Origin of the sequence: Actinomyces sp. (assembly GCF_030524025.1) — a bacterium.
Lineage (GTDB): Bacteria > Actinomycetota > Actinomycetes > Actinomycetales > Actinomycetaceae > Actinomyces.
Genome location: NZ_JAUNHI010000013.1, coordinates 40997 through 62914, shown reverse-complemented (window position 1 = coordinate 62914; position 21918 = coordinate 40997). Strand labels below are relative to the sequence as shown.

General features: G+C 73.1%; 16 protein-coding genes, 1 tRNA gene and 2 pseudogenes. 6 read left to right on the top strand and 13 right to left on the bottom strand.

Annotated features, from left to right (window positions below):
* The 6 genes from Q4C85_RS06820 to Q4C85_RS06795 form a co-directional block, all read right to left on the bottom strand.
* Positions 1 to 240: TetR/AcrR family transcriptional regulator (locus tag Q4C85_RS06820; RefSeq protein WP_303140805.1), on the bottom strand; the 240-nt coding region annotated here is incomplete at its 3' end.
* A complete protein-coding gene (locus tag Q4C85_RS06815; protein ID WP_303140804.1) occupies positions 237 to 1814 on the bottom strand; it encodes an MFS transporter in 1578 nt (525 codons plus the stop codon). The genes Q4C85_RS06820 and Q4C85_RS06815, both read right to left, overlap by 4 nt.
* A gap of 119 nt (positions 1815 to 1933) precedes the next feature.
* Positions 1934 to 3091 (bottom strand): bifunctional GNAT family N-acetyltransferase/nucleoside triphosphate pyrophosphohydrolase family protein, encoded by a 1158-nt coding sequence (locus Q4C85_RS06810; RefSeq protein WP_303140803.1) that lies wholly within the window; start codon positions 3089 to 3091, stop codon positions 1934 to 1936.
* Positions 3092 to 3165: 74 nt separating this feature from the next.
* Positions 3166 to 4404 carry an MFS transporter gene (locus Q4C85_RS06805; protein ID WP_303140802.1) on the bottom strand — a complete coding sequence of 413 codons (1239 nt, stop codon included), beginning with the start codon at positions 4402 to 4404 and terminating at the stop codon, positions 3166 to 3168.
* 110 nt (positions 4405 to 4514) lie between these two features.
* Positions 4515 to 4602, bottom strand: a tRNA-Leu gene (locus tag Q4C85_RS06800).
* Between the two features lie 154 nt (positions 4603 to 4756).
* The gene (locus Q4C85_RS06795) at positions 4757 to 5647 is read right to left on the bottom strand and encodes a D-hexose-6-phosphate mutarotase (protein ID WP_303140800.1); all 891 of its coding nucleotides are present in this window, start codon (positions 5645 to 5647) and stop codon (positions 4757 to 4759) included.
* A gap of 73 nt (positions 5648 to 5720) precedes the next feature.
* Between Q4C85_RS06795 and Q4C85_RS06790 the strand changes: the two genes are divergently transcribed.
* On the top strand, positions 5721 to 6419 hold the full coding sequence (locus Q4C85_RS06790) for an HAD hydrolase-like protein (RefSeq protein ID WP_303140798.1): 699 nt from the start codon (positions 5721 to 5723) through the stop codon (positions 6417 to 6419).
* Positions 6420 to 6505: 86 nt separating this feature from the next.
* Entirely contained in the window at positions 6506 to 7792 is a 1287-nt protein-coding gene (locus Q4C85_RS06785; protein ID WP_303140816.1) for an AI-2E family transporter, read from the top strand.
* Between the two features lie 12 nt (positions 7793 to 7804).
* Here Q4C85_RS06785 and Q4C85_RS06780 read toward each other — a convergent pair whose 3' ends face one another.
* The gene (locus Q4C85_RS06780; protein WP_303140797.1) at positions 7805 to 11149 is read right to left on the bottom strand and encodes an error-prone DNA polymerase; all 3345 of its coding nucleotides are present in this window, start codon (positions 11147 to 11149) and stop codon (positions 7805 to 7807) included.
* A gap of 292 nt (positions 11150 to 11441) precedes the next feature.
* On the opposite strand from Q4C85_RS06780, the pseudogene Q4C85_RS06775 reads away from it, so the two are divergent.
* Positions 11442 to 12858, top strand: a pseudogene (locus Q4C85_RS06775) (amino acid permease).
* A gap of 42 nt (positions 12859 to 12900) precedes the next feature.
* Here Q4C85_RS06775 and Q4C85_RS06770 read toward each other — a convergent pair.
* The 3 genes from Q4C85_RS06770 to Q4C85_RS06760 all read right to left on the bottom strand — a co-directional run bounded on the left by Q4C85_RS06770 (position 12901) and on the right by Q4C85_RS06760 (position 15031).
* Positions 12901 to 13650, bottom strand: coding sequence for a beta-carotene 15,15'-monooxygenase (locus Q4C85_RS06770; RefSeq protein ID WP_303140795.1), 750 nt, complete (start codon positions 13648 to 13650; stop codon positions 12901 to 12903).
* A gap of 17 nt (positions 13651 to 13667) precedes the next feature.
* Positions 13668 to 14333 (bottom strand): SatD family protein, encoded by a 666-nt coding sequence (locus Q4C85_RS06765; protein ID WP_303140793.1) that lies wholly within the window; start codon positions 14331 to 14333, stop codon positions 13668 to 13670.
* Positions 14334 to 14410: 77 nt separating this feature from the next.
* Positions 14411 to 15031: a thymidine kinase gene (locus Q4C85_RS06760; RefSeq protein WP_303140791.1), complete on the bottom strand. Its 621-nt coding sequence runs from the start codon at positions 15029 to 15031 to the stop codon at positions 14411 to 14413.
* Positions 15032 to 15202: 171 nt separating this feature from the next.
* Here Q4C85_RS06760 and Q4C85_RS06755 point away from each other — a divergent pair, with 171 nt between their 5' ends.
* A complete protein-coding gene (locus Q4C85_RS06755; RefSeq protein WP_303140790.1) occupies positions 15203 to 15913 on the top strand; it encodes a phosphatase PAP2 family protein in 711 nt (236 codons plus the stop codon).
* 665 nt (positions 15914 to 16578) lie between these two features.
* On the opposite strand, the pseudogene Q4C85_RS11780 reads toward Q4C85_RS06755, so the two are convergent.
* Both Q4C85_RS11780 and Q4C85_RS06745 read right to left on the bottom strand, forming a co-directional pair.
* Positions 16579 to 17469, bottom strand: a pseudogene (locus tag Q4C85_RS11780) (DNA polymerase Y family protein); the annotation flags it as partial.
* 179 nt (positions 17470 to 17648) lie between these two features.
* Positions 17649 to 18464, bottom strand: a complete 816-nt coding sequence (locus Q4C85_RS06745; RefSeq protein WP_303140788.1) for a hypothetical protein — start codon at positions 18462 to 18464, stop codon at positions 17649 to 17651.
* Between the two features lie 328 nt (positions 18465 to 18792).
* Here Q4C85_RS06745 and Q4C85_RS06740 point away from each other — a divergent pair, with 328 nt between their 5' ends.
* Positions 18793 to 19368, top strand: coding sequence for a YbhB/YbcL family Raf kinase inhibitor-like protein (locus Q4C85_RS06740; RefSeq protein WP_303140786.1), 576 nt, complete (start codon positions 18793 to 18795; stop codon positions 19366 to 19368).
* Positions 19369 to 19433: 65 nt separating this feature from the next.
* Positions 19434 to 20219 carry an SDR family oxidoreductase gene (locus Q4C85_RS06735; RefSeq protein ID WP_368501427.1) on the top strand — a complete coding sequence of 262 codons (786 nt, stop codon included), beginning with the start codon at positions 19434 to 19436 and terminating at the stop codon, positions 20217 to 20219.
* Positions 20220 to 20234: 15 nt separating this feature from the next.
* On the opposite strand, the gene Q4C85_RS06730 is transcribed toward Q4C85_RS06735, so the two are convergent.
* Positions 20235 to 21917 carry an NAD(P)-binding protein gene (locus Q4C85_RS06730; RefSeq protein WP_303140784.1) on the bottom strand — a complete coding sequence of 561 codons (1683 nt, stop codon included), beginning with the start codon at positions 21915 to 21917 and terminating at the stop codon, positions 20235 to 20237.
* Between the last annotated feature and the right edge of the window lies 1 nt (position 21918).

Genomic DNA, 21918 nt, shown 5'->3' with positions numbered 1-21918 from the left:
GCGGGTGGCCGAGTCGAAGGGCTTGCCCAGGGCGGTCAGGGCCTGCGTCCTCCACCGGTCGAGAAGGTGGTCGGCGATGGCCTCGATGAGGGACTCCCGGTTGTGGAAGTGGTAGACGACGCCGCCGCGCGTCAGCCCGGTGTGCTCGGCCACCGCCTCGAAGGTGAGGTGGTCGTAGCCCTTGCGCCCCGCGAGCTCCAAGGCGCCCGCAACGATCCTGTCCCTGTTCGATCTCCTCATGACTCCCCCTGCTTCTCGCACTCGGGTCCTGCTGCTGGGCGGCGTCGACGCCGCACGGGTCCTGCGCCGAGTCCCTCGCCCGCGGGAACGCGGAACCAGGCCATGACGGCGGCGAAGGCCACAACGAGTGCTGCCAGGCATGCGGTGGCCTGCATCGCCTGGGCGAAGGCGTCCTGGGCCTGGAGGTAGAGCCCGGCCTGGGCGGCGTCACGTCTGTCGACCGCCCCGGCCAGTGTCGCCAGGGACTGCTCGGCAGCCTGTTCGACAGGTGCCGGGACCGCGTCATCGACGCCTCCCAGGCGGATGCGGTAGCCCAGGTCCTGGACCGTGCCGAGCACGGCGATGCCCATGGCCGCGCCGAGCTCGAAGGCGGTTTCCGAGATCGCCGAGGCCGCACCTGCCCGGGAGGCGGGCACCGCGCTGAGGACCGCTCCGGTGGCCACGGCGAAGGCGAGGCCGACACCCGCACCGATGACCGCCAGGCTCACCGCCAGGAAGGTGAAGCCCGGCGCCCCCTCGGCCAGCGCCAGGCTCAGCAGACCCACGGCGCACATCCCCAGGCCGAGGCCCAGGGTGCGACCCTGACCGATCCCCACAACGAGTCTGCCGACGAGGACCACGACAAGGATGGACGCCGCGGAGTTGGGCAGCTCGGCCAGCCCCGCTGTGAGCGTGGGGTACTCCCGCACGAGCTGGAGATACTGGCTGAAGAAGTAGAACAGCCCGGCCAGGGCGAAGATCGCCATGAAGCCCGCCAGGACGGCCCAGGTGAACCCCGGGTTGCGGAACAGGGCCACGTCGATCAGCGGCGTGGGCAGGACCCGCTGACGCCGCACGAAGATCCGTCCGAGCACGAGGCCCGTCACGAGCGCGGCGACGCCCGGCAGCGTCACGCCGTCGTGCGCCACGGACTTGACGGCGTAGACCAGTGGGACGATCGTGCCCACCGACAGCGCCGCAGAAGTCAGGTCCACCGGTGAGCCGGCGGTGTTGCGCGACTCGGGCAGGAGCCACAGCCCGGTGCTCAGAACGAGCAGCATGACGGGGACGTTGATGAGGAACACGCTCCCCCACCAGAAGTGCTCGAGGAGGTAGCCCCCCACGAGCGGGCCCAGCGCGGTGCCCCCGGCGGTTCCGGCCGACCAGATGGCGATGGCTGTGCCGCGGTGCCGTGGATCGGGAAAGATGTTGCGGATGAGGGACAGGGTTGAGGGCATGATCGTGGCCCCACTGACGCCCAGCAGGGCGCGGGCGGCGATCAGCGCCGTCGCGCTGGGGGCGAGGGCCGCCAGCACGCTGGACAGGCCGAAGCCCACCGTCCCGGCCAGCAGGAGCCGACGGCGCCCGATCCTGTCGGCGACATTGCCCATCGTGACCAGGAGACCAGCCAGGGCGAAGGAGTAGATGTCCCCGATCCACAGCAGCTGGGTGGCACTGGGCGCCAGGTCCGCGGACAAGGAGGGGATCGCCAAGGACAGCACCGTGGAGTCGATGGTCAGGATGAGAACCGCCAGAGTCAAGACGGTCAGTGCCGCCCAGTCGCGGGGGCGGGGAGGAGCGGATACGGTGGTCACGACCAGAACTTTACTGTACGTACAGTACAGTAAAGTGAGGCGATGTCAGTTCTCCTGGCACGCCCGCCATCAGCGCACCGGCCGGCCTTGCCCGCTTGGCGACCACCGGCTCCAGGGTCCTAGAGTCCCAGAACACCGGCGACGTCGGGCGGGAAGTAGTCCGGGCCCTTGAGGACCTTGCCGTCCTCGCGGTAGATGGGGAGCCCGTCGGCACCGAGCTTGGACATGTTGGAGCGCTGGACCTCAGTGAGCACCGCGGCGAGGTCGATGCCGGTCTCCAGGGCCATCCCATAGATGACGTAGACGAGGTCGGCCAGCGCGTCGGCGGCCTCGACGGTGTCGCGGGTGCCATCGTCGGCTCCGACCGCGCGGACGAAGGCCGCCTCGATCTCCTCCCTGGCCGCCTGGCCATAGACCGCCCCGGTCAGCTCGGCGAACTCCTCGGCGACAAGACCCATGCGCATGTGGAGGCTCTCGCGCTCCAGGCTCGCCCCGTCGACACGCACCGGCAGGCCATAGACCTTGTGGAACTGACGCACGAGGGCCTCGGGATCGTCCCCCTCGCGCTCGCCGACGCCGGCCTGGTCCACCAGGGGCGTGCGCCGACCGGCGGTGCGCGAGGTGCCGTTGCCACGGCCGGTCGGCTCGGTGGAGGCGGGCAGGGGACCGTCCCAGGGCGCCCGGGGCTGGCGGGGGTCCTCGGCCAGCAGAGTAGCGACCCAGCCGTCCGTGAGCTCGCCCTTGTTGCCCAGGTAACGACGGCGGCGGGCCTCCTTGAGGAAGCCCAGGCGCCAGGCGACACGCCAGGAGTCCCAGTTCGGCACCCCGTCGTGGATGTCGCAGGCCCAGCCCAGCGCCGCGAGCCCCACGGGGCCCTGCGGGTCGAAGACCTTGTCGATGACGGCGCGGGCGGCGCGCAGGATCGTGCCTCGCCCCCGCGCCTCCGGGGCGAGCCAGAAGCCGATCTCGCCGCGGCCGGAGACCGCGGTCCTCACGCCGAGCATGCCCACGAGCCGCACCGCCCCGTCGGCGTCGACCTCCCGGACGCCCCAGGTCAACTCGGTGCCGTCCTCCCAGCCGGGGTCGACGACCTCGGTGATGAAGGACTCGGCGTCCTGCTGGCTGTAGTCGCGCGGGACACAGGTCCACTCCTGGATGTCCGGGTCCCGGCATATCTGCGCGATGCGCTCGACATCGCCCTCGGTGGGGCGGGACAGGACGAGCTCGGGGGCGCCGCGAGACGGCGAGGCCGGGACTCGGATCTCGAAGGACTCCATGCCGCCATGCTATCGACCGGTCACCGGCGGCCCGTCAGGCCTGCCTCACGGGCCCTGTGTCGTCCCAGGCACGCTCAAGAGGCGGCTCTCGCCGGGCTACGGCGGCGCAGCACCGGCCAGCTGATCGCGAGGATGGCTCCTCCTACCAGTCCGTAGACAAGAGCGACCCACGTGCCGTGCGCGTCGGCGAACCACCCAATGACCGGCGGGGAGACGAGCATGATGACCCGAGCCAACCAGGAGACGATCGTCAGGCCCTGCCCTGGCCGCAGGCCCGGGATGTCATCCGCGGCGGCGTAGGCCACCGGCACGGCCACCGCGCAGCCGACGCCAGCGATCACCATTCCGATCAGCGTGCCGGGCACCGACCCGAGGACCAGGGCAATCACCATGCCCACGGCCACGAGCAGACCCCCGCCGCCGATGACCCGGCGGGGTCCCAGCCGGTCGATGACCACGTCCCCCACGAGCCGTCCCACGATCATCGTGCCCTGCAGCGACACGAGCCCCATGCCGACCGCCCCCGGTGCGGCCCCCTGCTCGGCCAGCAGGAGGGAGGACCAGCTGCCGGCGACGTCCTCGGGGAACATCGCCGCCGCGCACATGAGTCCCAGGACGATGATGATGGCCACCGTCACCGGCCGCGACCGGGCCGACGCAGGCTCGGCACCGGGCGTGACCCGACCCGGCGGGGTGAGGTCGCCCTCGAGCAGCCCCTCACGGTCCTGGGAGTCGGGGCCCTTGATGGTCCACGGCAGCGCCAGCCCGGCCACGACGGACAGCAGCGCCAGGACGAGCGCCATATGCAGCGCGACGGGCACGCCGGCCCCTGCCATGACCTGCCCCATCGTGGCGCCCAGCACGGCGCCGAGGGACCAGGCGGCGTGGAAGCTCGTGATGATCGAGCCTCCCCAGCGGCGCTCGACGCGCAGGCCGTGGGCGTTCTGGGCGACGTCGACGATGGCGTCGACTCCGCCCACCCAGGCCAGGCACACGGCGAAGGCCGGCCAGGAGTCGGCGACACCTGCCCCCAGCAGGCCCAGCCCGAGGACCATCATGCCGATCGAGGCCACCCGGGCGGAGGTCAGGCGCGTGATGAGCCAGGAGGCGGCCAGTCCGGCGACGAGCGCCCCGATCGAGCCGAACATGACGGCCTGTCCGAACGCACTCTTCGTCATGCCCAGGTCCTCGAGGATCTCGGGATAGCGCGGCACGAGGTTGGAAAAGCCCAGGCCGTTGGCCAGGAAGGTGAGATAGACGGCCACGCGGGCCTTGACAAGGGCTCGTGGGCGCCGCGGGTTGTCGGTGGTCACAGCGGTGTGGTCCTTCGGGGTCTGGCGGAACAAGGTGAGTGTAGCGCTCAACCACAGCGGGAACGGGCCCTGGCCCAGGAGATCTCCTGGGCCAGGGCCCGTTCTCACGGTGTCCGAGGGGGGACTTGAACCCCCACGCCCGTTTAATAAGGCACTAGCACCTCAAGCTAGCGCGTCTACCTATTCCGCCACTCGGACTTCAGTTGTCAGTCCCCGGCAGGCGCGAGCCCGCCGGGACGGTGAGAAACTTAGCACGCCCCTGACGCGGGGTGCACATCAGGTCCGGTGCCATGCATCACAAGGGCATGGGCGGCCTGTTTCCGGGACCAGCCCGGCGCCCTCCCGCACGGTCTCACAGGGCCAGCACCTCCACCCGGGTCCCCAGGGTGGTCGCCTCCCCCGGACTGAGGAGCCTGGCGTCGTCGCGCACCGCGGCGCTCTCCACGCACAGCATCGAGGCGAACTCGTCGTCTGCCATGTCGGCCATCGCGGCCGCCCCGCTCCGCCACGGGTTCCACACGACGGTGTTAGGGGCGTTGGAGCCCGACACGACGATCCGGCGCCCGCCGGCGGGGTCGCTGACCGTCACCGGCCCCGAGGAGGAGGAGTAGATCCGGTCGATCGGTCCGCGCACCCGCACCGGCCCGTCCTGGAGGTCGCCGAAGGTCCCCTCGACGCCGTCGGAGTAGGTGGCGCCCTCCAGGCCGGTGACCTCGACCGCGGTCACGTCGCCGACGGCCAGGTAAGTGTGCAGCGCCGCCTCGACCTGGCGCGCCTCCTGCCCTGTGTTGCGCAGGGACAGGGTCAGCTCGAGCTCACGGCCCACGTGGGCGACGTACAGCAGGCTCAACCCGTCGTGCTCCAGCCCCGCCAGGACCCGGACCGAGCCGTCGCGCTCCCGCTCGACCGAGCGCAGGGTCCACTGGCGCAGGCGTCCCCAGCCGTGGGAGGGGCGCCGCTGCCCGTCGATGCCCGTGGTGAACCACGGCAGGCACAGGGGCACGCCTCCGCGGATCGCGGTGGCGCCATCGAAGGCGGCCTGCCGGGACGTGAAGATGACCTCCCGGCCCCCACGAGGCACCCAGGAGGTCAGGTGGGCGCCGTGAAGGTAGATCTGCGCCGCACCCGCGGGTGCGTCGATGAGGAGGCGGGGCTGGCGGCCCCGCCCAGGACCCAGTGCCGTTGAGGAGGGCAGGCGGAGGGGAGCGGAGTCGGACGACATGGTGCAGGGACCGGTGCTCATGGCCCTCACGCTAGTAGGCTGGCACCGTCCCGTCAGCCGACTGGAAGACCGAGGGAGAGCGGAGGCAGGAAGCGTGGACGCAACGACGACCCCCATGACGACGGGCACCGCTGGCCGGTTCACGGCCGTGCTGCTGGACCTGGACGGTACGATCACTGACTCGGCCCCGGTCATCCTGGAGTCCCTGAGCACCGTGTTCGCCGAGTTCGGCGTGCCCGTCCCGGATCACGACACCCTCATGACCTTTGTCGGTCCGCCCCTGTCGGCGACCTTCGGTGGATACGCGGGCCTTGACGCGCCCGCCACCGAGCGAGCCCTGGCTACCTACCGGCGTCTCTACCGCGGGCGGATGCTCGACGCCCCCCTCTACGAGGGCGTCGTTCCCCTCCTGCGGGACCTGGCCGGGCAGGGCCTCCCCCTGGCCCTGGCCACCTCGAAGAACGAGGAGCTGGCCCGTGCCATCCTCGACCACTGGGGACTGTCTCCCCTGTTCACCGCCATCAGTGGCGCAGGCCCCGGCGACCGGGACGGCTCGAAGGCCGCCGTCATCGCACGCGCTCTAGCCCGCCTTGACGCAGCAGGGGCGGACACCTCCCGGGTGGTGCACGTCGGGGACCGCGACCACGACACCCTCGGGGCGCGCGAGGCGGGCGTGGAGAGCATCGGCGTCCTGTGGGGCTACGGCGACGCCGTCGAGCTCGCCGACGCCCAGTGGCTGGCCCGACGGCCGGCGGACCTGGCTGCCCTGCTCACCGCGGAGGCCCTGTCGTGAGCGCGCAGAGCGAGCACTCCGAGAACCCCGAGAACCCCGTGGACGCCGAGCATCCCGCACACCCCGTGGCTCCCACGGCCGGCTGGATGCGGGTGGCGCCCCTGGGACTGCTGCGACGCCTGCGCTCGGGGCGCGACGCGCTGGACCGCACGATCGACCGTGCCGAGCAGGCCCGGCTCGCGGCTCTCGCCCAGCAGATGGTCTACGAGGAGGAGCCCTCCTCCCCCGGCCGACCGGCAGAGGACGGCTCGCGGGGCCGGACCCCGAGCGGGGTCCTGGACAGCCTGCCCTCCTGGCTCGTGCGGGGCGGTGTCGGCGCCTGGCTGCTTCTGGGGCTGCTCGTCATCATCAGCCTCGTGTTCTTCGCGACCTCGCGGATCGTCCCGGTGTTCATCGGGGTGTTCATGGCCCTGGTGCTCACCTCGATCCTCCAGCCGCTGGTCAACCTCTTCGCCCGGGTCATGCCGCGCTACCCGGCGACCTTCCTCGGCCTGCTCACGGCCCTGGGCCTCGTGGCTGGTCTGCTGGCCTACGTCGTGTCCTCGGTGACCAACCAGTGGAACTCCCTGGCCGCCCAGTTCTCCGACGGGGTGTCCACGATCGTCGACTTCCTCGAGAACGGGCCCCTGCCGGTCCACCTCACCCAGGACGAGCTGATGAGCCAGGTCGACGCGTGGTTGACCCAGGGCCAGCACTACGTCCAGGACAACGCTCCGACTCTGGCCACCGAGGTCCTGTCCAACGCGGGGACGGTCGTCGACGTCTTCGCGGTCCTGGCACTGGCGGTGTTCTCCACGATCTTCTTCCTGGCCTCCGGGGGCAAGATGTGGCGCTGGTTCCTCAACGAGCTGCCCTCCCAACAGCGCGAGCCGGTGCACCGCGCCGCTGGAGCCGGGTGGTACACCTTCGCGGGCTACGCCCGTGGCACGGTCATCCTGGCACTGACCGACGGGATCATGGCCGGAGTCTTCCTCCAGATCGTCGGGGTGCCCCTGGCCGCACCGCTGGCGGTGCTCGTGTTCATCGGCGCCTTCATCCCGATCATCGGCGCCCCGGCCGCCATGCTCATCGCGATGATGGTGGCGCTGGCCTCCGACGGCGTGGTCACGATGATCGTCGTGTGCCTGGGCGTTGCCGGCATCGGCCAGATCGAGGGCCACATCCTCCAACCGCTCATCATGGGGCGCCAGGTCTCCCTGCACCCCGTGGTCGTCATCATCGGTGTGGCCGTGGGCACCTACTCCGCGGGCCTGCTCGGCGCCATCGTGGCGGTGCCGCTCATCAGCGTGGCCTGGTCGGTGTACTCAGAGCTGCACGTCAAGGATGCTCCGGTGGTCGGCGAGCTGCCCGCCTACCCCGCTCAGGAGGATTGAGGCCGCCTCCTGTCAGCACCAGTCCCGGCTGCCTGCGGACAGGACCCCGGGAAGCGCCTCGAGACGCTCGGCACGCAAGGCCACGACGCCATCGGCCGCCTCGACGGTGCCGCGCACGACAATCGCACGGGCCCGGCGGCCCACGCTCCGATAGCGCCGCCACAGGCCCGCCGAGCACACGATGTTAAGCAGTCCGGTCTCGTCCTCGAGGTTGAGGAAGATCATACCCGAGGCCGTGTGGGGACGCTGCCGGTGGGTGACCACCCCGGCGGCTCGTACCCGCTGCCCATCGGTCGCCGCCAGGACCTCCGCAACGGGCAGGATCCCGGCGGCGGCGAGATGCTCGCGCACGAGATCGATCGGGTGCTCCTCGGTGGCGACCCCTGTCAGGCTCAGGTCGGCGGCCTGCTTCTCGGCACGGCTCATCTCGGTCAGCCGCGGGGCCCTGGCGCCGACGGCGGTGCCCGGCAGGGGAGGCTGGTACCAGGCCGCCGCGCTGACGGGGACCGGAGCGTGGGGCTGCCCATACTCGCCTGCCAGGACCCCGGCGGCCCACAAGGCCTCGCGCCGGTCGACCCCCAGGCAGGACAGTGCCCCGCAGGCGGCCAGGGCCTCGAGGCGCGCCCGGCTCAGACGCACCCTGCGCGCGAGGTCGGCGACATCGGTGTACGGACCGTTGGCCTCGCGCTCGGAGACGAGCGCGGCAGCGGTCTGCCGCCCCAGTCCCTTGACGCGTGCCATCCCCAGACGCACTGCCAGACCGGGGTGGACGTCGAGCTCACTCAGGGCATGGGGGTGGTCCAGCGCGGGGCCGGCGGCCGCATCGACGCGCTCCACCGAGGCCTCCTGGGCGGAGGCGTTGATGTCGACGGGCAGGACACGCACCCCGTGACGGCGGGCATCGGCCACAAGGGACTGGGGGGACCAGAAACCCATGGGCTGAGCGGCCAGGACCCCGGCGTAGAAGTCCTCGGGCTTGCGGACCTTGAGCCAGGCCGAGGCATAGACGAGGTAGGCGAAGGAGAAGGCGTGGGACTCGGGGAAGCCGAAGTCGGCGAAGGCGCGCAGCTTGTCGAAGACGGCCTCGGCCACGTCCTTCGCCGCCCCGCGTGCGGTCATCCCCTCGACGAAGCGGCCGTGCAACGCCTCCATGCGCTCGGTGGAGCGTTTGGCGCCCATGGCCTGACGCAGGGCGTCGGCCTCGACCGGGCTGAAGCCCGCGGCGTCGACGGCGATCTGCATGAGCTGCTCCTGGAACAGCGGCACCCCGAGGGTCTTGGTCAGGGCCGGTCGCAGGGAGTCGTGGAGGAAGTCGGTCTTCTCGCGGCCCAGGCGGCGCCGGATGTAGGGGTTGACGGCGTTGCCCTGGATGGGGCCGGGCCGGATGAGGGCGACCTCGACCACGATGTCGTAGAAGGTGGCGGGACGAAGACGGGGCAGGGTGGCCATCTGGGCACGGGACTCGACCTGGAAGACCCCCACGGTGTCGGCGGCGCTCAGCAGCCGGTAGACCGCGGGGTCCTCCTCGGGCAGGGTGTGCAGGCTCCAGGGCTTGCCGGACTGGGCGGCCCTCAGCGTCCCGCGCCCCGGATCGTGGGCGTCGTCGGGCTCGGGGACCCGCTCGCCGCGCTCGGCCAGGGAGGTGAAGGCCAGGCGCAGGGCGGTGAGCATCCCCAGCCCCAGGAGGTCGAACTTGACCAGGCCCGCGGCGGCGCAGTCGTCCTTGTCCCACTGCAGGACGCTGCGCCCCTCCATCGCCGCCCAACGCACCGGGCAGACCTCGGTGACCGGGCGGTCGGCCAGCACCATCCCGCCGGAGTGGATGCCCAGGTGGCGCGGGAGGCGCAGGAGCCGCTCAGCGACCTGGAGGACCTGCTCCGGGGGCTCGTCCGCACAGCGGGGGGAGGCACCGCCTCCGGCCCCGCCCCCCGGCTCGGCGGCGCGCACCGAGCCCCAGCGGTCCATCTGCCCCGCCCAGGCGTCCTGGAGGCCGGCCGGGTGGCCCAGGGCGCGGGCCGCGTCACGTACCGCCGAGCGGGGGCGGTAGGAGATGACGTTGGCGACCTGGGCCGCGCACTGGCGCCCGTACTGGCCGTAGACGTGCTGGATGACCTCCTCGCGCCGGCACGCCTCGATGTCCAGGTCGATGTCGGGGTAGCCCATGCGCCCCGGAGACAAGAAGCGCTCGAAGAGCATCTTGTGGCGCACCGCGTCCACCGCGGTGATGCCCAGCGCGTAGCACACCGCGGAGTTGGCGGCGCTGCCCCGCCCCTGGCACAGGATCCCCGCGTCCCGGCAGAAGTCGACGATGGAGCGCACGATGAGGAAGTAGCCGGGGAAGCCCATGGACTCGATGGTGTCGAGCTCGTGGTCCAGGACCTCCCAGGCCTGGCGGTACTCCTGGCGGCTGCCGTAGCGGCTCAGCGCCCCGCGTCGGGTCAGCTCGCGCAGCCAGGAGGCGGGGGTGTGCCCGGGCGGGACCTCGGGCGCGGGCAGCTCGGGGGCCACCAGGGACAGGTCGAAGGCCAGGTCCTGGGCGATCTCGGCGGTGAGACCGACGGCGCGGGGCTCGCGCCGGTGAAGACGAGCCATCTCCTGGGGCCCGCGCAGCCAGCGGCCCAGGGCCGGCAGGTGGCCGCGGGCGGCCTCCAGGTCGGTGGACAGACGAGTGGCGGCCAGCACGTCGGCCAGGCGGGAGTCGGCCGGCCGGGCGCAGCGCACCGCCCCGGTGGCGACCAGCGGCAGACCGTGGGTGCGGGCGAGGTCGGACAGGACGGCGGTGAGGGCGGCATCGGTGTGCCCGCCGTCCAGGGTGAGCTCGACGGCCAGGGACCCCGGGCCGAAGAGCTCGACCATCCGCCCCAGGAGGGCCTCGGCCCCGCCCCGGTCCCAGCCCTCTGGGCGGCCGGGGTCGCCCAGGGCCCGGCGCAGAGGGCCGTTGGCCGTGCCGGTCAGGACCAGGCAGCTGCTCGCACCCCCCGCGCCGGGGATCCTCAGCGCCTCGGCCAGGACCTCGAGGCGGTGGGCGGGCTCGGTGCGGCTGCCGGCCTCGAGGTTGTGCTGGGAGATCGCCGCGCACAGACGGCGGTAGCCCAGCGGGTCGCGGGCCAGCACCGGCAGGCGCGAGCCGCAGGACAGGGTGAGCTCGGCGCCGTGGATCGTGGGCAGCCCGTGGGCCCGCCCCGCCTGGGCGTGCTTGACGATGCCGGGCATGCCGTCGTGGTCGGTCAGGGCCAGGGCCTCCACGCCGAGCTCGACCGCCGCGGCGGCGAGGTCCTCGGGCTCGTTGGCGCCGTCGAGGAAGGAGTAGGCCGAGTGGGCGTGGAGCTCGGCGTAGCGGTGGGTCAGGTGGGTCATGGGCCCGTCCCTCCCGGGCCGGCGGCCGGATCCGGCACACAGGATTCGAACACATGTACATTCTACTGGGGGTGTGGGACACGAATCAGCCCGCCGCGGGGACCTGAGACGATGAGGCCGCCGCGCAGGCGGGCCGCTACCGTGCCACACAGGCGGGCACGGCCCGCCCTCCACATCCCCTGAACCAGGAACACCCGTGAGCACCACCCAGCCCTCCACCTCGGTCGACCGGCACGAGCAGCACGCACCCGATGCGCCCGGACCCGGGGACGCACCGCTTCCCGACCAGGGGCTGAGGCGCTCGTTGCGCACCCGGCACCTCAACATGATCGCCATCGGCGGCGCCATCGGCACCGGCCTGTTCGTCGCCTCGGGAGCGACCATCTCCCAGGCCGGCCCGGGAGGGGCGCTCGCCGCCTACTGCCTCGTCGGCCTCATGGTGTGGCTCATCATGCAGTCCCTGGGCGAGATGGCCGCCTACCTGCCCGTGGCGGGGTCCTTCGGGGAGTACGGCACGCGCTTCGTGTCCCCCCTCCTTCGGCTTCGCGATCGGCTGGAACTACTGGTTCAACTGGGCGATCACGGTGGCCGCCGAGCTCGTCGCGGCGGCCCTGGTCATGAAGTACTGGTTCCCGGAGGTCCCCGCGATCGTGTGGTCGGGCCTGTTCCTGCTCATCCTGTTCGGCATCAACGCCCTGTCGACCCGTGCCTACGGCGAGTCCGAGTTCTGGTTCGCCGCCATCAAGGTCACGGCCGTCATCGTCTTCCTCGCCCTGGGCGTGGCGATGATCACCGGGGTCATCGGCCAGGCGCCGGGAACCGTCAACTGGACCGACGGCGAGGCGCCCTTCGTCGGCGGGGGCACGGGCGTGCTCGTCGTGCTACTCCTGGCCGGCTACTCCTTCCAGGGCACCGAGCTGATCGGCACGGCCGCAGGTGAGGCGGAGAACCCCGAGACGACCATCCCCCGGGCGGTGCGCACGATCTTCTGGCGGATCCTGCTGTTCTACGTCGGTGCGATCGCCGTCATCGGCTTCCTCATCCCCTACACCGACCCCAACCTACTCAACTCCTCCGAGGAGAACGTCTCGATCAGCCCGTTCACGCTCATCTTCGACCGGGCGGGCGTCCTGGCCGCGGCCAGCATCATGAACGCCGTCATCCTCACCTCGGTGCTCTCGGCGGGGACGTCCGGGCTGTACTCCTCCACCCGGATGCTCTTCGCCCTGGCCGAGCGCGGCCACGCCCCACGCTTCCTGACCCGCCTGAGCCGCCACCAGGTGCCGATGAACGCCCTGGTGGCCACAACGCTGGTCGGGCTGACGGGGTTCCTCACCTCGCTTGTGGGCGATGGACGCGCCTACGAGCTGCTGCTGACGGTCTCGGCGCTGGCGGGCTTCATCACCTGGGCGGGCATCTCCTGGTGCCACTGGAGGTTCCGCGCGGCCCTGCGGGCCCAGGGACGGGACCTGCGCACGCTGCCCTACCGCGCGCGGTTCTTCCCCGCCGGCGCCGTGGTCGCACTCGTGGCCTGCACGGCGATCATCGCGGGCCAGGCCTACGAGCCCCTGACCTCGGGGACACCCGTGGGCGAGGTCCTCATGTCCTATGTCGGCGTGCCCTTCTTCTTCGCCCTGTGGTGGGGGCACAAGCTGGTCACCCGCGCCCCGGGGGTGGAGCCGGCAACGGCGGACCTGGGCCGGGCCTGAGCGCCGCGCCCCGGCACCGGCCACCCCGAGCCCGGGCAGGCCTCAGGAGGACACGAGCAGCGCGCCCAGGACGGCCAGCGTCCACGACGCCAGGGAGCCGATGAGGAACTCCTCGGCCTTGGCCCCGGTGTCGTCCTTGGAGATCTCGGGGAAGCGTATGACGCCTTTGGCGGCCACGAGCGCGGCGACGGCCGCGTGGGCGCCTCCGGCCGCCAGCAGAAGCAGCAGGACCCGCTCCAGCGGGCCGATCCACCGGCCGCCGTGGAGTATCGGGCCGATGGGCGGCGGCGGCACCTCCCGGCTCAGCAGCAGCGGGTGGCCGGAGGGCGTGCGTCCCGCCGGAGACGGTGGCGGGCCCTGGGGCGGCGGGGTCCCGGTACCGTCCTGCCCCGCCCCCGCGACGGCCAGCAGCGAGGTGACCGCCGTGTTGGCCGGCGCGGTGAGCAGCAGCAGGACGCCCGTGACGGCGGCCGCGACGGCCGTGCGCTCGACGATGGGACCGGTCAGGGCCGCACTGAGGGCCAGCACGCCGATGGCGGCGGCCCAGCGCGCGAGCTCCGGGCGGGGTCCGGGGGCGGCGGCCTCCCACAGGCGCCACGCCAGGGGGACGAGGAGCACGATGCCCGCCTGCCAGGCCACCAGGCCCAGCACGGCGGACAGGACGGCGCCCGTGATCATCGCCAGGACCGCCGGGACAATGCGGGCGACGGCGCGCCTGTTGTCGGGGACGAGGCCGGCCAGGGGCTCGGACAGGGAGACAATGCCCAGCAGCAGGGCGAGAAGTGCGGTCATGACCATACCTCCTACGGTCAGGGGTCAGGGGCGGTGAGGCTGTCGATGAGGGACTGCGCCTCCAGGAGGGCCGCGCCCGGGCCGCGCACGAAGTCGGAGACAGCCTGCTGGCTCAGCCTCTCACGCCGGGCGACCTCGACCTGGGTGCCGCCCATGAGCAGGCCCGCGAGCACCCGGCGCTGTCGGGGGCGCATCCTGGCCGTCGCCTGGTCGCGCAGGAGGAGCATGGCGTTGACCACCGACTCCCCGGACTCCCCGGAGGCCACCGACTTCTCGGCGCCGTCGGCCACGCGCAGCCAGGTGCGCGCGAAGGACCGGCCCCGCGCCTGGAGGCCGTGGGCGAGGTCGACGGCGTCGCGGGCCGCCCACCAGGCGGACCCGTCCTGGATGGGGGCGCCCTGCCCCGTGGACAGCGCGGAGACCTCCCCCGCCCCCACCCCGAAGCGCAGTGCCAGGCCCTCGGGGAGGAGCAGGTGCGTGCGCAGCGTCATGGTCAGGGCGGCCGCCAGGTCGGCGGCCACGGCCTGGAACTCGTCCCCGACGGTGGCGTACGGCGCCTGGGTCATCGCCAGGCCCCCGCAGGCCTGTGTCAGGGTGGACATGATCGAGTCCTGCGCGCGGGCCCGGTCGGGCAGGCGGCGGGAGCCGACGATGTCGGCGATGAGGGCGTACACGACGGCCATGCCTCACGCTAACCCTTGTACTCGGGCACATACAAGCACGGATGAGAAGCCCGCTCCTGCGGGGCGCCCTCACCCGGTTACCCGGACAGGCGTCCGCCGGCCCCCAGATAGCACGCGCCGCACAGGGACTCGTAGGTGACGTCGGTCCCGTCGATCGCCACCTGGTCGCCGTCGAAGACGAAGGCGTCGGCGACCCTGCGCGCGTTGAACAGCGCCTTGCGCCCGCAGCGGCAGATCGTCTTGAGCTCCTCCAGGGAGTGCGCGATCTCCAGCAGACGGCGCGAGCCGGGGAAGCTGACGGTGCGGAAGTCGGTGCGGATGCCGTAGGCCAGGACGGGCACGTCCTCCACAAGCGCGATCGCCATGAGCTGGTCGACCTGCGCGGCCGTGAGGAACTGGGCCTCGTCGACCAGGATGCAGTCCACCGCCCGGCCCAGCGCGCCCTGGACGGGCCGGCCCCCGTGAGCAAGGACCCGCTCGCGCACGCGGGCACCGAGGTCCTCCGAGGCCGAGACCAACAGGTCGACACGCCGGGACACCCCCAGGCGAGAGACGACCGCGTCCTCGCCCTTGGTGTCGATGGAGGCCTTGATGATGAGGACCGTCTGCCCCCTCTCCTCGTAGTTGTGGGCCGTCTGGAGCAGACTGGTCGTCTTGCCCGAGTTCATGGCGCCGTAGCGGAAGTAGAGCTTGGCCACGCCGTCTCCTTGCGATCATCACACGGGTCGGGCCCGCAGTGGTCGGCGCCGATGCTACCCGTGCCGCCGCGGCCGGGGCCGCACCGCGCCCGAGGAGGTCCTGGTCACGCCCGCGGGTCTGGGCGGGTCTCCCGTGCGGGCTCGCCGTGAGACTCGGATACTGTGCGGCCCATGCCCGTCGCCTCCCACCCCCTCCTGTCCCGGCTGCCCGCCTCGTGGCGCACCCCCGCGGCTGCGCTCCTCGCCGTGGGCGCGGCTGGGGCCCTGGCCGTCTTCGCCTGGCTGGCGGACAGCGCCGTCGAGGCCGACGACCTGGCCTTCTACGACCCGTCGGTGACGAGCTGGGCGGTGGCCGGGCGCAACGGCCCGGCCACCGTTGTGGCGTGGTTCTTCACCCACCTGGGTGGAACCGTGGGCCTGACGGTGCTGACCGCGCTGGGCGCCGCCGCCTTCCTGTGGCGGGGGCGACGCACCCACGCCCTCGTCCTCGTGGCGGCGATGCTCGGCTCCTCACTGCTGACCGTCGTGCTCAAGATCATCTTCGGCCGGGCCCGTCCGAGCACCGCGCTGCTCCTGGGCGACGCCGCCTCGAGCTACTCCTTCCCCTCCGGGCACTCCTTCAACACGGCGGTCTTCGCCGGCACCCTGGCCGGCTTCGTCGTCTTCGCCACGGTGCCGCGTCGACGCAAGCTCGTCGCGGCCCTGGCGGCCGCGGTGGTCACGGTCATGGTGGGGTTGTCGCGGATCTACCTGGCCTACCACTGGCTCACCGATGTCCTGGCCGGCTGGTCGATCGGCGTGGCCTGGCTGTGCCTCGTGGCCCTGGCCACGATGGCGGTCCGGGAGCGGCGTCGCCCGGCCCTCCGCCCATCAGTGTCCTGACGGGGCTGGGCGCGTGGGGCGCGGCCGGCGGGATCAGGAGTACACCCCCTCGACCCACCACCGGCCGGCACGCACGAGCAGAAGCGGGGCCCCTCCTCGGTGAGCACCTGAAGGTAGGCGCGTCGCGAGGGTCCTGCGGGGCGCCACCAGCACTCGTCCATGGCCCAGGGCCCCGCCCAGGCCAGGACCCGCGTCCCGCCGGGAGGCACGACTCCCTGCGACCAGCCCGCCCCCGGCCCGCTGCCCGCGGGGACGCCGCCCGGCTCGCCGGGGTCGGGCAGGACGGTCAAAAGGGCCGGGTCGGCCTCGAGCTGCCCCTCGGCGCTCACGCCGACCTCCTGACCCGGTGCCCCCTCCAGGAGCGCGGGCAGGGGCCTGGGCAGGATGAGGGAGGGCGAGGGCTCCGGCAGGGACCCGGTCCAGGGCGCTCCCCGGCCGACGGGGGGAGCCGGCGCGTCCCAGTCGAGCATGCGGGCGCGCGAGCGGGGGTCGCGTCCCTCGACGACCAGGGGGGTCTGGAGGGCGCCGGCTCCCAGGAGGGACTCGACGCGCTCGGCCGCGCGGCGGGCGCGCCGACGGCTCCGGTCCCCCGGCGCCGACCACAGCCCGACCTGTGAGGCGCCGGCGGGCACGAGCTCGAGCGCGCTGAGGCGCAGGCCCGCCAGGGGCGAGGCCGGGGCCCGGCCCGAGCGTCCCGCGAGCCACCCCTCGAGCTGCCAGCGCACCCGGTCGGTCAGCTCCGCCGGGGTCGGTGTGGTCTCGAGCATCCACGACCTGGCCAGCTCGGCACCGTCCTCGCAGCGCGCCTCCACCAGCAGACGGCCCGCGGCCAGGCCCCGGGAGACCAGACGGTCGGCCAGGGACTCGGCCAGCGTTCGGGCGGCGAAGGCCGCGGCGTCGGCACGGGCCACAGGAGGGTCGAGAACGGAGTCGACCGACACGTCGGTCGCGGGCCGAGTCGTGCGTGGCACCGGTCCCGGTGCCGCTGCGGCCAGGCGGTGGAGGTGCTCGCCCACCGGGCCGAAACGTGCGGAGACATCGCGCCGGGGCAGTGCCGCCAGGTCCCCCAGGGTGTGCAGCCCCAGCCGGGCCAGGACCTCAATGAGGTCGCGCGCCTCCTCGCGCTGTCGCGAGGTGGGCAGGCAGGACAGGGCGGCCTCCAGCGGCCAGGGGGCCAGGAACTCCGGGCTGTGGCCGGGGGCCACGAGGCAGCCCCGGCGCGCCGCCAGCACCGCCGCGGGCAGGGAGTCGGCCACCCCCACCTGGCACTCGGCACCCGAGCCCTGCGCGACCGCCTCGACAAGGGCCTCGGCCAGCTCCTCCTCCCCGCCGACCCAGCGGGCCGGGCCGCGGGCACCGCACACCGCCAGGCCCGGGCGGATGACGAGGGGATCGGCCAGGACCTGGGACAGGCAGTCCATCACCGTCTCGAAGGCACGGGCCTCGCGCTCGGGCCGGGGGTGCAGGACGACCAGGTCCGTGCACAGGGAGCGGGCCACGCGCAGGCGCATGCCCACGCGCACCCCGGCGGCGCGCGCCGGCGCGGAGGCCGCCACGACCCCCCGGCCGCCGATGACGGCCACGGGCTCGAGCGCCGGGTCGGGCACGGAGGCCTCGCCGCGGGAGCGCCCCGACCGCCTCTCACGCGCCTCGAGGGTCAGGGCCACGACGGGCCAGTCGGGGACCCAGACCGCCACGAGCCGCGGGAGGACCGGCCCCGGAGGGGCGTCGGTGCTCACAGGGGACCCGCCTCGGCGTACGCGCCCTCGGCCCCGACCCTCAACCTCCAGGAGGTCCCGGGACGCGCGGCCTCGAGCAGGGACCAGGTCAGGGCGCGGACCCGCCCGCCGGGCATCTCGCGCGCGGCGGCGCGCAGCTCGACGACCCGCGCCACACCGGCCCCAGGCCGCCGGTGGTCCGCGGCCGGCGGCAGCCGGGCCGCGGGCTCCTGCCCCCACAGGCTCTGGTCGACATCCGCCAGGCGGGCGCTCAGGCGCCTGGCCCCCTCCCAGGGGGCGGGGGTGAGGATGAGGGCACGGCGCTCACGGGCCCGCGCCAGCAGGCTGTGCCGGTCCCGCGGGCGAAGCATGTCCACCACCCCGGGGGACAGCAGGAGGACGTCGACGCCGTCGAGCAGGGTGCTGGTGACCGCCAGGGCGGTGGACGGGTCGAGGTCCTCACCCCGCACGGTCATGACCCTGCCCAGGACCAGCCCCACCTCCGCCGCGGCGGCCCACCCGATCCCCTCGCAGCCGACGACGGCGCACCACCCCTGCTCGCCCTGCCTGCGGGCGGCCGCGGCCAGCAGGGCGCACACCGATCCGTCCAGGCTGAGCACTCCGGCGGTGTCCGCGCCGACCTCGAGCCAGGCGCCTTCGGCGGCATCCGGTCCGGCCCCGTCCAGGGCGCGGGCCAGGGCCCGTTGGACCTCGCGCTCCCGGGGGCCGCGCAGGCCCGTGCGCTGCTCGGCCAGGGTGAGTGCGGCACGGGCGGCCGCCAGGCGGTCCCCCGCCCGGCCGCTCGCCGCGTCAGCGGCGGGAGCTGAGCCCATAGTCTCCGCCCTCCTCACGCCGCGTGCCGGGCCGGGGCCCGGGAACACCCGGCACCTCGCAGAGAACCGACCACTCGACACAGAACACTCGATCGAACACTTGTTCGATCTCCTGTCATCGTAGCGCCCGGCTGCGACACGCAACAACCGCCCCGGACACAGCCGCCTCCCACCCGGCTCCCGGGCTGCTCCCCTGCGGCGCTCCCGCCCTGTCCCACCGGTGTCCTGCCGCCGTGCGGGGGGACGCTCACCGCACGCCCTGGCTCCTATCAGGTCGGCCGTCTACAGTGAGTTCGTACCAGACGTCCCTGCCTCGAGAGAGACTCCCGTGACAGTAGAGCTCACACGCCCACGCCCTCCCTCACCCTACGACCTCATGCCCGCCCTGCCCTCCTTCACCCTGGCCTCCGACGACGTCGCCGAGGGCGGACGGCTCGCGGACCGGTTCACAGCCGTTCACGACAACATCTCCCCCGAGCTGCACTGGTCGGGCTTCCCCCCGGAGACCCGCTCCTTCGTCGTGTCCTGCTTCGATCCCGACGCACCAACCCCGGCCGGCTGGTGGCACTGGACCATCCAGGACCTGGACGCCACGGTCACCTCCCTGCCCCGGGGGGCCGGGGAGTCCGACCTGACGCTGGAGGGGGCCGCCTTCCACGCCGCCACCGACGCGGGCACGCACGCATGGTTCGGCCCCTACCCGCCGGCCGGTGATGGTGAGCACCGCTACGTCTTCGCGGTCCTGGCCCTGGACGTGGAGACCCTCGGCCTGGACGACGAGGCCAGTCCCACCGCCGTGGCCTTCGCGAGCAACGAGCACTGCATCGCCCGGGCCACCTTGACCGCCACCTACTCCCTGCCGGGCGAGCCCGGCGCCGCACCCTACCTCCAGGAGGCCCAGTGACCGCCGACAAGCCGCCCCGCCAGGATCTCCAGCCCAAGGGGCGCCGACGTCGGCCCGAGGCCGAGCTGCCCGTCATCACCGGAGCGCTGCCCCGGGTCGACACCGGTCGTCACCAGCACCGTCCGCTGGCACTGGTGACCGGTGCGACCTCCGGGATCGGCCTGGCGGTGGCACAGAACCTCGTCGTCGACCACGACCTCGTCCTCATGGCGCGCACCGCCGCGGACCTCGACGACCTGGCCATGCTGCTGGCCGCCGAGAGCGAGGCGCGCATCCGCACCCGCGCCGTGGACCTGACCGACGACGAGGCCGTCACCCGGGCGGTGGATGAGCTGGGCATCGATCGCCTCGACGTCCTCGTCCACTCTGCGGGCGTCGAGGCGGCCGCACGGGTCGATGAGCTGACCCCGCAGCAGTGGCGCGACGTCCTCGACCTCGACCTCGTGGCGGTCGCCCACCTGACCGGCCTGCTGCTGACGGCCCTGCGCCGCGCACGCGGCCTGGTCGTCATGATCAACTCCGGTGCGGGCCTGCGGACCTGGCCCGGGCAGGCGCTGTACTGCGCGGCCAAGGCGGGCATGAGGGCACTGGCCGACTGCCTGCGCGAGGAGGAGCGCGGGCAGGTGCGCGTGACCACCGTCTACCCCGGACGGGTCGACACCCCGATGCAGAAGCGCCTCCACCACGCCAAGGCCCTGCGGCTGCGCGCCGAGGGCGCCGACCTTCCCCGCTACCGGGCCGCCGACCACATGACGGCGCCCTCGGTGGCGGCCACGGTCCGCCTGGCGGTCGACATGCCGCTGGACGCCTCCATCGATGACCTGTCCGTGCGGCCCGCCGGGATGCTCTGAGGAGCACCGGCGCTCTCAGGTGAGCTCGGGCACCATCTCGATGGCACCGCAGGGGCACTCCTCGACGCAGATGCCGCAGCCCTTGCAGTAGTCGTAGTTGAAGGCGTAGCGCTTGCCCGGCTCGAGCTTGATGACCGCGTTGTCGGGGCAGACCCCGAAGCAGTTGTCGCACTCGAAGCAGTTGCCGCAGCTCATGCACCGGCGCGCCTCGAACAGGGCGTTGTCGGCGCTCAGCCCCAGGACGACCTCGTCGAAGGTCTGGGCCCGCCGCGCCCCCTCCAGCCGCTGGCGCACCTGCCGGGGGGCGTCGGAGTAGTACCAGGAGTTGATGGCGCCGATCTGGGCCAGCGGCGCCTTGGGCGCCGGCTCGTAGACCTCGCCGCGCAGGTAGGCGTCGATGGCCCGCGCCGCCCGCTTGCCGTGGCCCACGCCGGTGGTCACGGTGCGGTCGGCCGGCACCATGTCCCCTCCGGCGAACAGCCCGGGGTACCCGGTCATGAGCCGGGCGTCGACCTCGACGACGCCGTCGTCGATGCTCAGCCCCGGGACGCCCTCGACCAGCCCCAGGTCCGACTCCTGCCCCAGGGCCAGGATGAGCGAGTCGGCGGCCAGCTCCTCGGTCTGGCCGGTGGGCCGGGGGAAGCCGGTCTCGTCGAGCTCCATCCTCTCGATGCGCAGGCTCCCGCCGTCGGCGTGCTGGACCGTCGACAGCCAGCGCATCGTCACCCCCTCCTCGAGGGCCTCGGCGACCTCCGAGTCGTGGGCGGGCATCCGCTCACGCGTGCGCCGGTAGACGATGATGGCCTCCTCGGCGCCCAGGCGCTTGGCCGTGCGGGCCGCGTCGAGGGCCGTGTTGCCCCCGCCGTAGACGACCACGCGCCGCCCCAGCATCAGCTGGTCGCCCGCATCGTCCTGCCCGCCGTCCTCGACCCGGCGCAGGAGGCTGACCGCGTCGAGGATCCGCGCGGTCTCACCGGCGGGGATATAAGCGCGCCGACCGATCTGGGCGCCGATGGCCAGGAAGACGGCGTCGAACTGCCCGGACTCCAGGTCGGGCAGGACGCGCTCGACCTTGCTGTCCATGACGAAGTCCACCCCCATGGCCTCGATGCGGGCGATCTCGGCGTCGAGCACGTCGCGGGGCAGCCGGTAGGCGGGGATCCCGTAGCGCATCATCCCGCCGGGGCGGGGGGCGGCGTCGCGCACCGTCACGGCGTGCCCCATCCTGCGCAGCTGGTAGGCGGCGCTCAGGCCGGCGGGTCCGGCCCCCACGACCAGGACCCGCTTGCCGGTGTCGGGGCCGGGCGGGTCGGGCAGCCAGCCCTGGCGCAGCGCCTCATCGCCCAGGAAGCGCTCGACGGCGTTGATGCCCACCGCCTGGTCAACCTGGCCGCGGTTGCAGGCGGTCTGGCAGGGGTGGTAGCACACCCGGCCCATGACCGCCGGCAGGGGGTTGTCCTCCATGAGGGTCCTCCAGGCCCGCTCATAAGAGCCGTCCTCGGCGTCGTAGAGCCACTTCTGGATGTTCTCCCCGGCGGGGCAGGCGGCGTTGCACGGCGGGAGGAAGTCGCGGTACACAGGCCTCTCGACGCGCCACGCACCGGTCTTGTTCTCCAGCGAGGATCCGGTGGTCAGGGTGATGGCGAAGGGGCGCTGCTGCCCGCCGGCCGGGGCCGCGGGCGTCGTCGTCTGGCTCATC